The 12,096-nt window shown below is 64.6% G+C and carries 13 protein-coding genes; 10 read left to right on the forward strand and 3 right to left on the reverse strand.

The genetic code is table 11. The features are described from left to right. Window positions 1-74: 74 nt before the first annotated feature. The 9 genes from GSQ89_RS32915 (at window position 75) to GSQ89_RS32955 (ending at window position 9,025) form a co-directional block, all read left to right on the forward strand. Entirely contained in the window at window positions 75-1,583 is a 1,509-nt protein-coding gene (locus GSQ89_RS32915) for an ABC transporter substrate-binding protein (RefSeq protein WP_158932338.1), read from the forward strand. Next, window positions 1,580-2,521 carry an ABC transporter permease gene (locus GSQ89_RS32920; RefSeq protein WP_158932339.1) on the forward strand — a complete coding sequence of 314 codons (942 nt, stop codon included), beginning with the start codon at window positions 1,580-1,582 and terminating at the stop codon, window positions 2,519-2,521. Before GSQ89_RS32915 ends, GSQ89_RS32920 begins: the two co-directional genes overlap by 4 nt. A gap of 268 nt (window positions 2,522-2,789) precedes the next feature. After that, window positions 2,790-3,662 (forward strand): ABC transporter permease, encoded by an 873-nt coding sequence (locus GSQ89_RS32925; protein WP_158932340.1) that lies wholly within the window; start codon window positions 2,790-2,792, stop codon window positions 3,660-3,662. Window positions 3,663-3,838: 176 nt separating this feature from the next. Beyond that, on the forward strand, window positions 3,839-4,975 hold the full coding sequence (locus GSQ89_RS32930; RefSeq protein ID WP_158932341.1) for a TMEM43 family protein: 1,137 nt from the start codon (window positions 3,839-3,841) through the stop codon (window positions 4,973-4,975). Between the two features lie 58 nt (window positions 4,976-5,033). Beyond that, complete coding sequence (locus tag GSQ89_RS32935; RefSeq protein ID WP_158932342.1) at window positions 5,034-5,660, forward strand: septation protein IspZ; 627 nt, start codon at window positions 5,034-5,036, stop codon at window positions 5,658-5,660. Between the two features lie 414 nt (window positions 5,661-6,074). Beyond that, on the forward strand, window positions 6,075-6,422 hold the full coding sequence (locus tag GSQ89_RS32940; RefSeq protein ID WP_158932343.1) for a helix-turn-helix transcriptional regulator: 348 nt from the start codon (window positions 6,075-6,077) through the stop codon (window positions 6,420-6,422). Continuing rightward, window positions 6,409-6,867 (forward strand): SRPBCC domain-containing protein, encoded by a 459-nt coding sequence (locus tag GSQ89_RS32945; protein ID WP_158932344.1) that lies wholly within the window; start codon window positions 6,409-6,411, stop codon window positions 6,865-6,867. Before GSQ89_RS32940 ends, GSQ89_RS32945 begins: the two co-directional genes overlap by 14 nt. Before the next feature lie 18 nt (window positions 6,868-6,885). Continuing rightward, complete coding sequence (locus tag GSQ89_RS32950) at window positions 6,886-7,617, forward strand: thioredoxin family protein (protein ID WP_158932345.1); 732 nt, start codon at window positions 6,886-6,888, stop codon at window positions 7,615-7,617. 64 nt (window positions 7,618-7,681) lie between these two features. After that, window positions 7,682-9,025, forward strand: a complete 1,344-nt coding sequence (locus GSQ89_RS32955; RefSeq protein WP_158932346.1) for an adenylosuccinate lyase family protein — start codon at window positions 7,682-7,684, stop codon at window positions 9,023-9,025. 258 nt (window positions 9,026-9,283) lie between these two features. Here GSQ89_RS32955 and GSQ89_RS32960 read toward each other — a convergent pair whose 3' ends face one another. After that, window positions 9,284-9,742 (reverse strand): GNAT family N-acetyltransferase, encoded by a 459-nt coding sequence (locus GSQ89_RS32960; RefSeq protein ID WP_158932347.1) that lies wholly within the window; start codon window positions 9,740-9,742, stop codon window positions 9,284-9,286. Between the two features lie 344 nt (window positions 9,743-10,086). On the opposite strand from GSQ89_RS32960, the gene GSQ89_RS32965 reads away from it, so the two are divergent. Further along, the gene (locus GSQ89_RS32965; RefSeq protein ID WP_256367368.1) at window positions 10,087-10,422 is read left to right on the forward strand and encodes a GFA family protein; all 336 of its coding nucleotides are present in this window, start codon (window positions 10,087-10,089) and stop codon (window positions 10,420-10,422) included. Between the two features lie 121 nt (window positions 10,423-10,543). Here GSQ89_RS32965 and GSQ89_RS32970 read toward each other — a convergent pair whose 3' ends face one another. Beyond that, on the reverse strand, window positions 10,544-11,152 hold the full coding sequence (locus tag GSQ89_RS32970; protein ID WP_158932348.1) for a 2-dehydro-3-deoxy-6-phosphogalactonate aldolase: 609 nt from the start codon (window positions 11,150-11,152) through the stop codon (window positions 10,544-10,546). Further along, entirely contained in the window at window positions 11,143-12,027 is an 885-nt protein-coding gene (locus GSQ89_RS32975) for a 2-dehydro-3-deoxygalactonokinase (protein WP_158932349.1), read from the reverse strand. The genes GSQ89_RS32970 and GSQ89_RS32975 overlap by 10 nt, the downstream gene beginning before the upstream one ends. Window positions 12,028-12,096 lie beyond the last annotated feature (69 nt).

The raw sequence follows: 12,096 nt of genomic DNA on the forward strand, positions 1-12,096 counted from the left end.
ACCGCCTTGCGGCGACGCCGCCACGACAGCACAATCACGCCCAGGGGAACGGTATCACTGTCAGGGATTAACCCATGCGCCTTCGTCTACTGACCGTCTTGTGCGGTCTGACCATCCTCGCGTCCGTGCCGGCACCGGCACAGACCCTGCACGTCGCGCTGCGGGAGGACGCCGACATCCTCGACCCGACCCTGGCGCGATCCTATGTCGGGCGCATCGTCTTCGCAGGGCTGTGCGATAAGCTGTTCGACATCGATGAAAACCTGCACATCGTGCCGCAACTGGCGCTGTCCTACGAATGGACGGACCCGAAAACCCTGCTCATCCATCTGCGCCCGAACGTCACCTTCCAGGACGGCGAACCGTTCGACGCCGCCGCGGTGAAATACGGGCTGGAGCGTCATCTGACGATGCAGGGCAGCTTCCGCCGAGCCGAAATCGGCGCCATCGACCATGTGGAGGCGGTTGATCCGCTGACCGTGCGGCTGGTGCTGAAGTCGCCGTCCTCGCCGCTGCTGGCGATTTTGACCGACCGGGCCGGGATGATCGTCGCCCCCAAGGTGGCGCAGCAGGAGGGCAAGGATTTCGGCCTGCATCCGGTCTGCAACGGCCCGTTCAAGTTCACCGAACGGGTGGCGCAGGACCGTATCGTGCTCGATCGCTTCCCGGGATATTGGGACGCGAAGGACATCCATTTCGACCGGGTGGTCTACCAGCCGATGCCGGACAGCGCGGTGCAGGATGCCAATCTGCGGGCCGGCAGCATCGACCTGGCGGAGCGTGTGCTGCCGACGGATGTCGCCGAACTGAAGAAAGACCCGAAGCTGCGCATCGTGACCGGCCCGTCGATGTGGTACGACGGTATCACCTTCAACCTGGGGAACGGCGATCAGTCCAAAGCGCCGATCGGCCAAAGCGCGCTGTTGCGGCAGGCGTTCGAGGCCGCCATCGACCGCCAGGCCCTGAGTCAGGTGGTGTTCAACGGCCTGTACCCGCCGACCGTCCAGGCGGTTCCACCATCCTCGCCATTTTATGCGCCTGGCTTCGAGGCGCCGCCGCGCGACCTGGCCAAGGCCATCGCGCTGGTCAAGCAGTCGGGCGTGCCGACGCCGATCCAGGTGACGATGAACGTGCCGAACACGTCGGAAAATTCGCAGGAAGCGGAGGTGATCCAGTCGATGGTGCGCGACGCCGGCTTCGACCTGAAGATCAACCTGATCGAGTTCGCGTCCTCGCTGGCCGCCGCCACCCGGGGTGATTTCCAGTCCTATCTGATCGGCTGGTCGGGCCGAGCGGACGCGGATGGGGATTTGTATGTGTTTTTGCATACCGGCGCGGGGCAGAATGACGGGCGTTATTCCAACCCGATCGTCGACAAGGCTTTGGATACCGCCCGCACGCTGACGGACACGGCCGCTCGGCGCGCGCAATACACGACGATGCTGGAGCAGGAGCGCAAGGACCTGCCGATCATCTATCTGTTCCACCCCGTCAACATCGTTGCGTTGTCCACGAAGATCTCGGGGTTCCGGTCGGTTCCCGACGGCATGATCCGGCTGCAAGGGCTGTCGGAGTCGAAATGAGGCTGGGCCGGCGCCTCGCGCAGATTATTCCGACGCTGATCCTGGTCAGCGTGCTGGTGTTCGGCCTGCAGCAGTTGATGCCGGGCGACCCCGCGTTGGTGCTGGCTGGGGAGGACAGGGGCGATCCACGCGTGCTGGCGCAGATCCGGTCGGAGTTGTGGCTGGATCGGTCATTGCCCGTGCAATACCTGCACTGGGTCGGCAACGTAGTGCAGGGCAATCTGGGCTATTCGTGGCACACACGCGAACCGGTCGCCACATTGATCGAGGAGAAGCTGCCGGTGACCGCTCAGTTGGCGGTCATGGCGTTCATCATCGCGGTGCTGATCGGGGTGCCGGCGGGCGTGTTGGCGGCGGTCAAGCGCAACGGGCCGTGGGATTATATCGCCAACGCGATCGGGCTGGCGGGACTGTCGCTGCCGAATTTCTGGCTGGGGATCATGCTGATCCTGCTGGTGTCGGTCGATCTGGGGTGGTTGCCGCCGTCGGGCTATGTGCCGTTGACCCAGGATGTCTGGCGGTCGCTGGCGACCACGATCATGCCGGCGTTCGTGCTGGGGAATGCCATCGCGGCGATCCTGATGCGGCATACCCGTAGTGCTATGCTATCCGTTCTGGATCAGGATTATGTCCGCACCGCTCGGGCCAAGGGGCTGTCGAAATCGCGCGTCATCCTGCGGCATGCGCTGCGCAACGCGCTGATCCCGGTGGTGACGCTGGGGGCGCTGGAACTGGGGACGCTGCTGTCGGGGGCGGTGCTGACGGAGCAGGTGTTCTCCATACCGGGCTTCGGCAAGATGGTGGTGGATGCGGTGTTCAACCGGGATTATCCGGTGGTGCAGGGGGTGGTGCTGGTGACGGCGTTCCTGTTCATCCTGCTGAACCTGCTGGCCGACATTCTGTATGTGCTGATCAATCCGCGGCTGAGGCGTGCCTGATGAGCGCATGCGAGTTGGACCAGGCGGCCTTGTCGTTGACCTCTTGGCACTGCCGTGCAACCGTCATGGCGTGCGAAGGTACGCCATCCACGCCTTTGTTTTTACGAGTAAAAGGCATAGATGCCGACCTCCCTCGGCATGACGGACGGGGACGATCGAGAGGTCACCAACGCCGCCGGTTGTTGTTGAATCATATTTCTTCCTTCAAAGTAGTATTACCCGAACCTTTCAAAGAACAATTCACGGAACTTTCAAGTAAAGTATTATCATGACGGTGCAGGCCACCCTGGCGGTGCCGAAGGGGCGCACACCGGGCCGGGTCGCGGTCGGCCGCTTCCTGTGCCGCCCCGCCGCGGTGGCCGGGCTGGTGGTGATCGTGCTGTTCGCCGCGGCCGCCATCCTCGCACCGCTGATCGCGCCGTTCGATCCGATCGCGACGTCATGGAGCGCGATCCGCAAGGCACCGTCGGCCGCGCATTGGATGGGTACCGATGAAAACGGCCGGGACGTGCTGTCCCGCGTGCTGTTCGGTGCCAGGGCCAGCCTGCTGGCGGGCGTGGTGTCGGTGCTGATCGCCGCCGGGATCGGCGTGCCGGCTGGACTGCTGGCGGGGTTCGCCGGCGGCTGGATCGACGCGGTGCTGTCGCGGGTGGTGGATGCGATGCTGGCCTGCCCGTTCCTGATCCTGGCGATCGCGCTGACTGCATTCCTCGGGCCCGACCTGGCCAACGCGATGATCGCCATCGGGGTGTCGACGGCGCCCCGGTTCATGCGGGTGGCCAGGGCCGCGACGCTGGAGGTGGGCAGCGCCGACTATGTGCAGGCGGCGTGGTCGCTGGGCGCCCGCGGGCTGCGGGTGGCGGTGCGGCACGTGGCGCCGAACATCGTGCCGCCGGTGCTGGTGCAGGCCAGCCTGTCGCTGGCCGCGGCGATCATCGCCGAGGCGTCGCTGTCGTTCCTGGGCCTGGGACAGCAGCCGCCGGATCCGTCCTGGGGGTCGATGCTGAACTCGGCGCAGCGATTTCTGACTCAGGCGCCGTGGCTGGCGGTGTTTCCGGGGATCGCGATCTTCCTGTGCGTGCTGTCGTTCAACCTGGTGGGCGACGGGCTGCGGGACGCGCTGGATCCGAGGGGGCGGTAAGCTGTCCGTTATTCTTCTTGCGGGCGAATAATAACTCGGCGTAGCGTGATGTAACCGGCCGACCCGGCTGTGATTCCGGCGGAGCGCGGCAGAAAAGAAAAAGCGTCTCCTGCCACTGTCACGCGGTACAAATGTACGCCGGACAGCGGATTAGATCGCCAATACTGGGCAACGTCATGTCGGACCAATTCACCGAGGTTACCACCGAAGGCTGGCTGCAACGTCTCGGCGGCAGTCTGATCGCCGCGTTGATCGGATTTATCCTTGTACCCGCCAGCATCGTGCTGTTGTACTGGAACGAGGGCAGGGCGGTGAGCGCGATACGAGCGCTGGACCGGGGCGCGTCGGCGATCGTCGAGATCAGCCCCGAACCGGTCGATCCGCAGGCCAACGGCAAGCTGGTGCATGTGTCGGGGATGATGCAGCCCGGGACATCGGCGCGCGATCCGCTGTTCGGTGTTACCGGCGACGGGGTTTTGCGCCTGTCCCGGTCGGTGGAGATGTATCAGTGGCAACAGGAGTCCCATTCGGAGTCGCAGCAATCCGTGGGTGGCTCGAAGACCACGGTCACGACCTATACCTATAAGCATGTCTGGTCGGACCAGCCGATCGTTTCGGCCAACTTCAAGGTGCGCGGCGGCCATGAAAACCCGCCGATGGACCCGCGATCGGCGACATTCGACGGGACCGGGGTCAAGCTGGGCGCCTACCGGGTCGATCCGTCGCTGCTGAACAAGGTGGCCGCGTTCACGCCGCTGCACGCGCAGGCGCCCCCGCCATCGGGTTATCAGGGTTCGGGGGACGGATATTATCGTGGTCCGGATCCCAATCAGCCGGCGATCGGCGATCTCCGGGTCAGCTTCGCCGCGGTGCCGGCGCAGACCATCTCGGTGGTCGCCGCCAATGCCGGCGGTGTGTTGACGGGGTATCGCGACAGCAACGGTTATACGATTGCGCTGGCCGAACCGGGGGCCGTGACCGCGTCGGGGCTGTTCCATGACGAATTGAAATCGGCGGGCCGCCTGACATGGATCCTGCGTGGTGTCGGGTTCGTCGCGATGCTGATCGGGTTCATCTGCATGACCCGGCCGCTGACGATGCTGTTCGCGGTCCTGCCGTTCCTGGAATCGCTGGTGGGTGCCGGCGCCTTCCTGGTGGCGATCACGCTGGCGGTGCCGATCACCCTGCTGACGATCTCGGTCGCCTGGATCGCGCATCGGCCGTTGATCGGCGGTGGGCTGCTGGTGGCCTCGGTGGTCGCATGGCTGCTACTGCGCCAGGTTTTGCCGCGGCGGCAGGTGGTTCGGGTGTAGCATCGCGCACGGCGTTCGTGCTTTAAGGCCGCCACCGCGACAATTTGGAGAGGGAACGATGCTGCACCGCCTGATCGGTGTGATCCGATGGGTGATCGCGGGATTCGGCCCCCTGATCGTGTTCTGGGGGCTGGACCTGACGGTGAGCCTGAAAGCAGCGATCGCCGGTTCGGTGGTCCTCATCATCATCGACAGCCTGTGGCGCTGGTGGCGCGGCCTGGAATTCTCCCGCCTGTATATCCTGATCAGCGGGTTGACCGTGGGGTTCGGTGCGATCGACCTGGTGTCCGCAACGCCGTTCATGCTGAAATATGAGGCTGTAATCACCAACATCGTCATTGGCGGGATGCTGGTGGCGGGTGCGCGTGGGTCTCGGCCGCTCGCGCTGGAGGTCGTCGAGCAGCAGCACGGGGCGCCGTTTCCCAAGCGGCCCGATATCATTCGGTTCTATCAGCTTTTTACCTTGATGTGGGCGGTGTATTTCTTCGCCAAGGCGGGATTGTACCTGGTCCTCGGGCAGATGATGCCAATGACCCAGGCGATGGCCGTGCGGTCGGTCGTTGGCACGGTCAGCATGCTGCTGTTGATGGCATTCAGCGTGCTGCGGGGGCGGTGGCTGTTCCTGACGCTGCGGCGCAGGCGCTGGCTGCCGCCCGCTCGGCCGGTTGCGGGGACCGTGGTTTAGGGCGGTTCGGGCGTGGAACGTGGTCGTTGTAGCGCTGCCTGGCGTGTGGCCACGAAGAAGATCGTTGTGTTATCTGACGAAGCGCTACGGGCATCATGTCAGAGTAACTCAATCGCCGGTCCAATCACCCGTTCGGTCAAAGGCCGATGTCGTGACTTGGCACATCTCCGTGGCGCTTCGCGGCCCTCCGTCTGTCTCCGTGCATGAAAATGAAGGAGGAGCGAACGCACACGCGGGTCGCACCCTGCCCATGCCGTTGAAACCATTCTTACCGCGGCACTGGGATCGAGCTGTCGATAGGCGACCGGGTTCCCTCATCATCCGATCGTGGATTCCTGCTCAAACATCTTGACCGGCGGGCCGTCGCCTACTATTTAACTAATAGGTTAAATAACAGATCGATTGACCCATCCGATGCCACCGGACGCCCTCAGGACCACCTTCGCGGCCCTGGCCGACCCGACAAGGCGGGCCATTCTGGCTCGCTTGGCTGGCGGCGAGGTCTCGGTGACCGCATTGGCACAGCCGTTCGCGATGAGTCTGCCGGCAATTTCGAAGCACCTGAAAGTCCTGGAGCAGGCCGGCTTGATCACGCGTGGCCGATCCGCGCAAATGCGTCCATGCCGCCTGGATGCCGCCAGGATGAAGGACGTGGCGGATTGGCTGGAACCCTATCGCCGTTACTGGGAGCAGAGTTTCGATCGGTTGGACGGTTATTTGGTTCAACTGCAATCCGAGGGAGAGGACAGTGGATCCAACTGACCTTGCCGACGATCAAACCTTGATCCTGACCAGGGTTTTCAAGGCACCCCGGCCGCTGGTGTTCGAGGCGTGGACAAATCCCCAGCGGGCCGGGGTTTGGTGGGGACCGGCGGGGTTTGCGATCGTATCGTGTGAAATGGATGTCCGTCCCGGCGGGGCATACCACCTCCGCATGCGTGCATCGGACGGCACCACTCACATCAAACGCGGGGTCTACCAGGCCATCGTGCCGCCCGAGCGTCTGGTGTTCACATGGGCCTGGGACGACCCGGACGGCCCGCCAGGCCGCGAAACCCTGGTGACGGTTCAGTTCGAGGACCTGGGGAATGAGACGAAACTGACGCTGCGCCAGGCGCCCTTCGAGTCAACGGCCTCGCGTGACGGCAACCGCGGCGGCTGGTCGGGCTGCTTCGACCGTTTCGCCGCCTATCTGGCTGAAACCTGACATCAAGGAGGATCCGCCATGCCGACCAATCCGATCGTTTCGCGTGAAGAGTGGACAGAAGCCCGCAAGCGGCATCTGGTGCGGGAGAAGCAACTGACCCGGCTGCGTGACGAACTCAGCGCCGAACGCCGAACGCTGCCTTGGGTGGAGGTGACGGAACGCTACGAATTCGACGGACCGAACGGGCGCGAGACGTTGTCGGACCTGTTTGGCGAGCATAGCCAACTGATTGTCCGGCACTTCATGTTTGCGCCGGGATGGGGTGAGGGCTGCGTCGGCTGTTCGTTCCTCGCCGATCACATCGATGGTGCGAACCTGCATCTTGGCCAGCGCGACGTGACCCTGGTCTGCGTGTCGCGCGCGCCTCTGGGCGAAATCCAGGCGTTCAAGCAACGAATGGGCTGGCGCTTCAAATGGGTGTCGTCGTATGGCAGCGATTTCAACCATGACTTCCACGTGTCGTTCACGCCGGAGGAAGCCGCCGCCGGCCGGGTTTACTACAACTATGAAATGCAGGACTTCCAGTGCGATGAGCTGCCCGGGATCAGCGTGTTCTACAAGGATGCGGGCGGCCGGGTGTTCCACACCTACTCGTCATTCGCTCGGGGCAACGAGATCCTGCTGGGTACTTATGGCTTCCTGGACATGGTGCCGAAGGGGCGCGACGAGACGGGACCGCGGGGCAACCTGACCGAATGGGTTCGCCACCACGATCGCTATGACAGCGGTAGCGGGGATTGCTGCCACTAGCGGCCGGTTGCATCCGGTGATGGGGTCTGGCTAAACCGCCGCCTCATCAGCCGGAGAGCCCGCCATGCCCGTCAATCCCGCCGACAGCCCGATCCTCGGCACGCTTTACGGCAGCGATGCCATGCGCTCGGTGTTCGACGAAACCGCCTATTTCCAACGCATGCTGGATGTCGAGGCCGCGCTCGCCCGCGTCCAGGGCAGGCTGGGCATCATCCCCGCCGAGGCAGCGGCCACCATCGTCGCGGCGGCGAAAGTCGAGAACCTGCGGACCGAGGACCTCGCCGCCAGCGCCCGCAATGTCGGCTATCCCGTGGTCGGGCTGGTCGCCGGGCTGTCGAAGGCCGCGGGGGACGCCGGCGCGTGGACGCATTGGGGCGCCACCACGCAGGACATCATGGACACCGCCACGGTCCTGCAGGTGCGGGAAGGGCTGGACCTGGTCGAGGCCGAACTGTCGCATATCCTGAAAGCGCTGGCGGCGCAGGCGGACAGGCACCGCACCACCGTGATGGCCGGCCGGACGCATCTGCAGCAGGCGCTTCCCGTCACCTTCGGACTGAAATGCGCCGTTTGGGCGATGCCGTTCCTCGCCCATCTGGAGCGTCTGAAGCAGATCCGATCCCGCGTCCAAATGGTGGAATTCGCCGGCGCGGCGGGCACGCTGGCGTCACTGGGCGACCAGGGGCTGCCGGTCATGGAAGCATTGGCGGCGGAACTGGGCCTGGGTGCGCCGCTCGCCCCCTGGCATGTCTGCCGCGACGCGGTGGCGGAGGTCGTCGGTTTCCTCGGCCTGGTGTCCGGGACACTGGCAAAAATCGCCACCGACATCATCCTGCTGGCACAGACCGAGGTGGGCGAAGTCGCCGAACCCTACGTCGCCGGACGCGGTGCGTCCTCCACCATGCCGCAAAAGCGTAACCCGATCGCCTCCGAATACATCCTGGCCGCGGCGCGCATGGTGCAGGGGCTGGTGCCGGTAATGCTGGGCGCCATGGCGCAGGATCATGAGCGGGCGACCGGGCCGTGGCAGGCAGAGGCGCTGGCATTGCCGCAGGCCTTCGTGTTGACCCACGGCGCGTTGCTGCACACGAAATCCATCGCCGAGGGCATGGTTGTGGACGCTGCTCGTATGCGTGCGAACCTGGATATCACCCATGGGCTGATCGTGTCGGAGGCGGTGATGATGGGCCTGGCGCCGGTCATCGGCCGTGGTGAGGCGCATCACGTGGTCAAGCACGCCTGCGACATCGCGCTGACGCAGAACATTCCGCTGGCCGATGCGCTGGGCCGCGATCCGGTGGTGGCTGAACGGCTGGATCGGGCGGCGATCGAGCGGCTGATCGACCCCGGCAACTATCTGGGCAGTACGCAGGGGTTCATCGACCGAGTAGTCGCGGCCGCCGGTTAGACCCGTTTTGTTCACAATCGTTATCTTTTGTTAGTGATTGGCTGTTGTGGTTTGCCTGCTCGCGGCCGGGATCGACCCGGCGGCGAAGTGTTTCGGCAATAGGCTGACATGTGCGCTTCTAGCCAGGGCGCACCTGTTTGCTGGCTGATCGTGTTGACCGATCCGTGCGGTCACCGCGGCGAGCAGCGATCCCACCTATAGGGTGCTGACGGTACTCGACCGGGACGAATATACGGCGGGCGTCAGCGGCGCGAGCAGTCATCCGATGGGCGTCGTCGGCCGTGTGGCTACATAGGCAAGCCGTAGCCCGGGCCTGAAACCCAGCCGTTCGTAAAACGCATGCACGCGGGAATCTGCTCGGCCACTTTGCATCAAGACGTGATGGCACTCAGCCGCCCACGCATGTTCCAGCGCGGCTTGAACCACGGCTTTGCCGTGACCCTGTCCTCTTGAGTCCGGGCGAGTAACGACATTTTCCAGGAAGCCGTGGCGTCTACCGCCGCGAAGCAAATTCGGCGCGGTGACGAGCATGCAGGTTGCGGCAATGCGACCTCGGTCATCGGACACGAAGACGCTGACACCCTGCTGTGCCAGGGTTTCCCGCCAGATGCTCTCGGCACGCTCACGCGGCTGCGCAACGGCGCTCACTTCCGACACGTCAAAGAGCGAGAGAAGTGACGGCAGATCAGAGGTTCGGGCGAGACGGGCGACGGGCATGGTCGGCGATCTTCGATGAAGGTGCGGCACGATGTTCGCACCGGATCGGGGCGGTGTAATACAAACAGCTGTTGACGTCGACACATCAGCCTCGTCATGGCCTGGCGGCCGTCCGGACCATCTGCCACCGTAAGGTGCGGGATCAGACGGCCCGAAACACCGCTAGGCCATGACGAATCGAGAGTCGGCCTCAATGGCAGTTGGTATAAAAGGTGTCTTCACGCAAGATAGCCCCGAGCAATCGACTGCCAACCGATAGGGGAGCAACAAACATGCCCGCACCTTATACTGGCGGATGCCAATGCGGCTCTGTGCATTACGTATTGTGAGCGGAACCAATACGCCTGGTCGCCTGTCACTGCAAGGAATGCCAGCGTCAATCCGGCAGCGCGTTCGGCATGTCCTTGCTGGTGAAGAAGGACAGCCTGACGGTAACCGGCCCGACGAAACGATTCACGCGTATCGCGGACAGCGGCAACGAAAATACCGGCGTGTTCTGTCCTGACCGCGGCGTTCGTATCTACCAAATTCCGAAATACATACAGGACGTGCTCGTGCTCAAGCCCGGCACGCTTGATGACACAAGTTGGTTGCGGCCAGGTTACTTCGTATGGATGAAGAGTGCGCAGGGCTGGGTTCCTCTCCCTGGCGGCGTCAAAGCGCTTGAGGGACAAACATAACGTGCCACGTAGCACGATTTGCATGGCGAATGTCGGGAGGCCATGGAAATCAGCCGGGTAATCCGGATCGAACGTCCTGCACTACCGTTGCCAAATCCGATACGTAGGGCCGCGATCGCCGTCACGCCGCGAGCAGCACCGCCGCCTTGGCGCTGACCGCCGCCGGGGTATCGCCGGGTTTGTAGATCGCCGAACCGATGCCGAACCCGGCGGCACCGGCCGCACGCCACGCGCCCATGTTGGATGCGTCGATTCCACCTACCGGCAGCACCATCGTTCCGGTGGGTAGCACCGCCCGCATCGCCCGCAGCATCGCCGGACTGGCGCCCTCGGCGGGGAACAGCTTCAGCGCATCGGCGCCAGCTGCCAGCATGGCAAACGCCTCGGCCGGGGTGAAGAAGCCCGGCACCGCCAGCAACCCCAACCGCTTCGCCGCCCGCACCACGGCGGGATCGGCGTGCGGGGTCACAATCAACCGGCCGCCGGCGGCGGCGATGTCGGCGACCTGCGCCTCGGTCATCACGGTGCCAGCGCCGATCAGCATCCGGTTGCCGAATTCGCGCGCCAGGGCGGCAATGCTGACCAGGGGATCGGGGGAATTCAGCGGCACCTCGACGATGGCGAAGCCAGCCGCCTCCAACGCCGCGGTCACCGGAATGGCTTCGTCCGACCGGATACCGCGCAGGATCGCCACCAGCGGACAGCGAGCCAGGAATCCGGTCAGGTCCATTGCGCGTGCTCCGCCACCAAAGCGAGGCCACGCGCCGCGGCTTCGCCGTCATGGCGTTCGGCGTAGCCGCCGCAAGCCGCGATGGTCCTGGCATACAGTGCCGTCAGCTCCGGCGCGCCAATCACCTGAACCACCGCGCCGGCCGCCTGTGCCAAGGCGGCCCGCACCTCATGCCCGATCAGGATGCCGGACAGATAGGCCGGAGAGTCGGCCTCCGCCAGCCGATCGGCCAGCGCCAGGGCCCGCACGCCAAACAGATGATGCAGCAGCCCACCCGGATCGGCCGACCGAGTGACGCCGGCGTCGAAGGAAGGGCCGTCGGCGGGACCGTCGCGCATCATCCGCCCGAGGATGGTGTGGCCGCGCAAGGCGCCAAAGGTTTCGCCGGTCATGTGCGTGGTGAAGCCGACGATGCGCCCATCGACGACCCGCACCCATTTGGAGTGTGTGCCCGGCAGGCAGGCGATGCCACCGTCGCGCAGCAACGGGGCAACGCCCAGGACCTGGGTTTCCTCACCGCGCATCACCTCGGCGACACCGGCTTCGTCGGTGCCGGACAGGCCGGGAACCAGTTTCACCCGCGCCCAGTCGAAGCCGATATCCACCAGCGCGCCGGCCAGTTCGGCGGGGCCGGCGGGGCAGGGCAGGTAAGGCGCCTCTATCCATCCCTGGCGGCTGCCGATCATGCCGGACAGGATCACCCGGTCTTCCCCAGCGGCGAGCCAAGGGCCGATTTCCTCCCGCAGCGTATCGCCGAACCGCCCGTCCGGCACATTCAGGATGCCCTTCGGGGCGGCCCGCCTGTCACGGATCGTCCCGTCCCGCCCGACTCGAAATGCTCGGAAACTGGTGGTGCCCCAATCGATGCCGATCATCGCGTTACCCCTCCCGGCCTTGTCTCGGGTGACAGCGTAACACCGGTTGACCCAATCAGGCACATTGCG

Source organism: Acidisphaera sp. S103, from assembly GCF_009765975.1.
In the GTDB taxonomy this organism is placed as follows: Bacteria; Pseudomonadota; Alphaproteobacteria; order Acetobacterales; family Acetobacteraceae; genus Rhodopila.

Excerpts from the sequence above, each read along its gene's own strand:
- GSQ89_RS32915 (WP_158932338.1), top strand. The coding sequence starts at position 75 with ATGCGCCTTCGTCTACTGACCGTCTTGTGCGGTCTGACCATCCTCGCG.
- GSQ89_RS32920 (WP_158932339.1), top strand. The coding sequence starts at position 1,580 with ATGAGGCTGGGCCGGCGCCTCGCGCAGATTATTCCGACGCTGATCCTG.
- GSQ89_RS32925 (WP_158932340.1), top strand. The coding sequence starts at position 2,790 with ATGACGGTGCAGGCCACCCTGGCGGTGCCGAAGGGGCGCACACCGGGC.
- GSQ89_RS32930 (WP_158932341.1), top strand. The coding sequence starts at position 3,839 with ATGTCGGACCAATTCACCGAGGTTACCACCGAAGGCTGGCTGCAACGT.
- GSQ89_RS32935 (WP_158932342.1), top strand. The coding sequence starts at position 5,034 with ATGCTGCACCGCCTGATCGGTGTGATCCGATGGGTGATCGCGGGATTC.
- GSQ89_RS32940 (WP_158932343.1), top strand. The coding sequence starts at position 6,075 with ATGCCACCGGACGCCCTCAGGACCACCTTCGCGGCCCTGGCCGACCCG.
- GSQ89_RS32950 (WP_158932345.1), top strand. The coding sequence starts at position 6,886 with ATGCCGACCAATCCGATCGTTTCGCGTGAAGAGTGGACAGAAGCCCGC.
- GSQ89_RS32955 (WP_158932346.1), top strand. The coding sequence starts at position 7,682 with ATGCCCGTCAATCCCGCCGACAGCCCGATCCTCGGCACGCTTTACGGC.
- GSQ89_RS32960 (WP_158932347.1), bottom strand. The coding sequence starts at position 9,742 with ATGCCCGTCGCCCGTCTCGCCCGAACCTCTGATCTGCCGTCACTTCTC.
- GSQ89_RS32970 (WP_158932348.1), bottom strand. The coding sequence starts at position 11,152 with ATGGACCTGACCGGATTCCTGGCTCGCTGTCCGCTGGTGGCGATCCTG.
- GSQ89_RS32975 (WP_158932349.1), bottom strand. The coding sequence starts at position 12,027 with ATGATCGGCATCGATTGGGGCACCACCAGTTTCCGAGCATTTCGAGTC.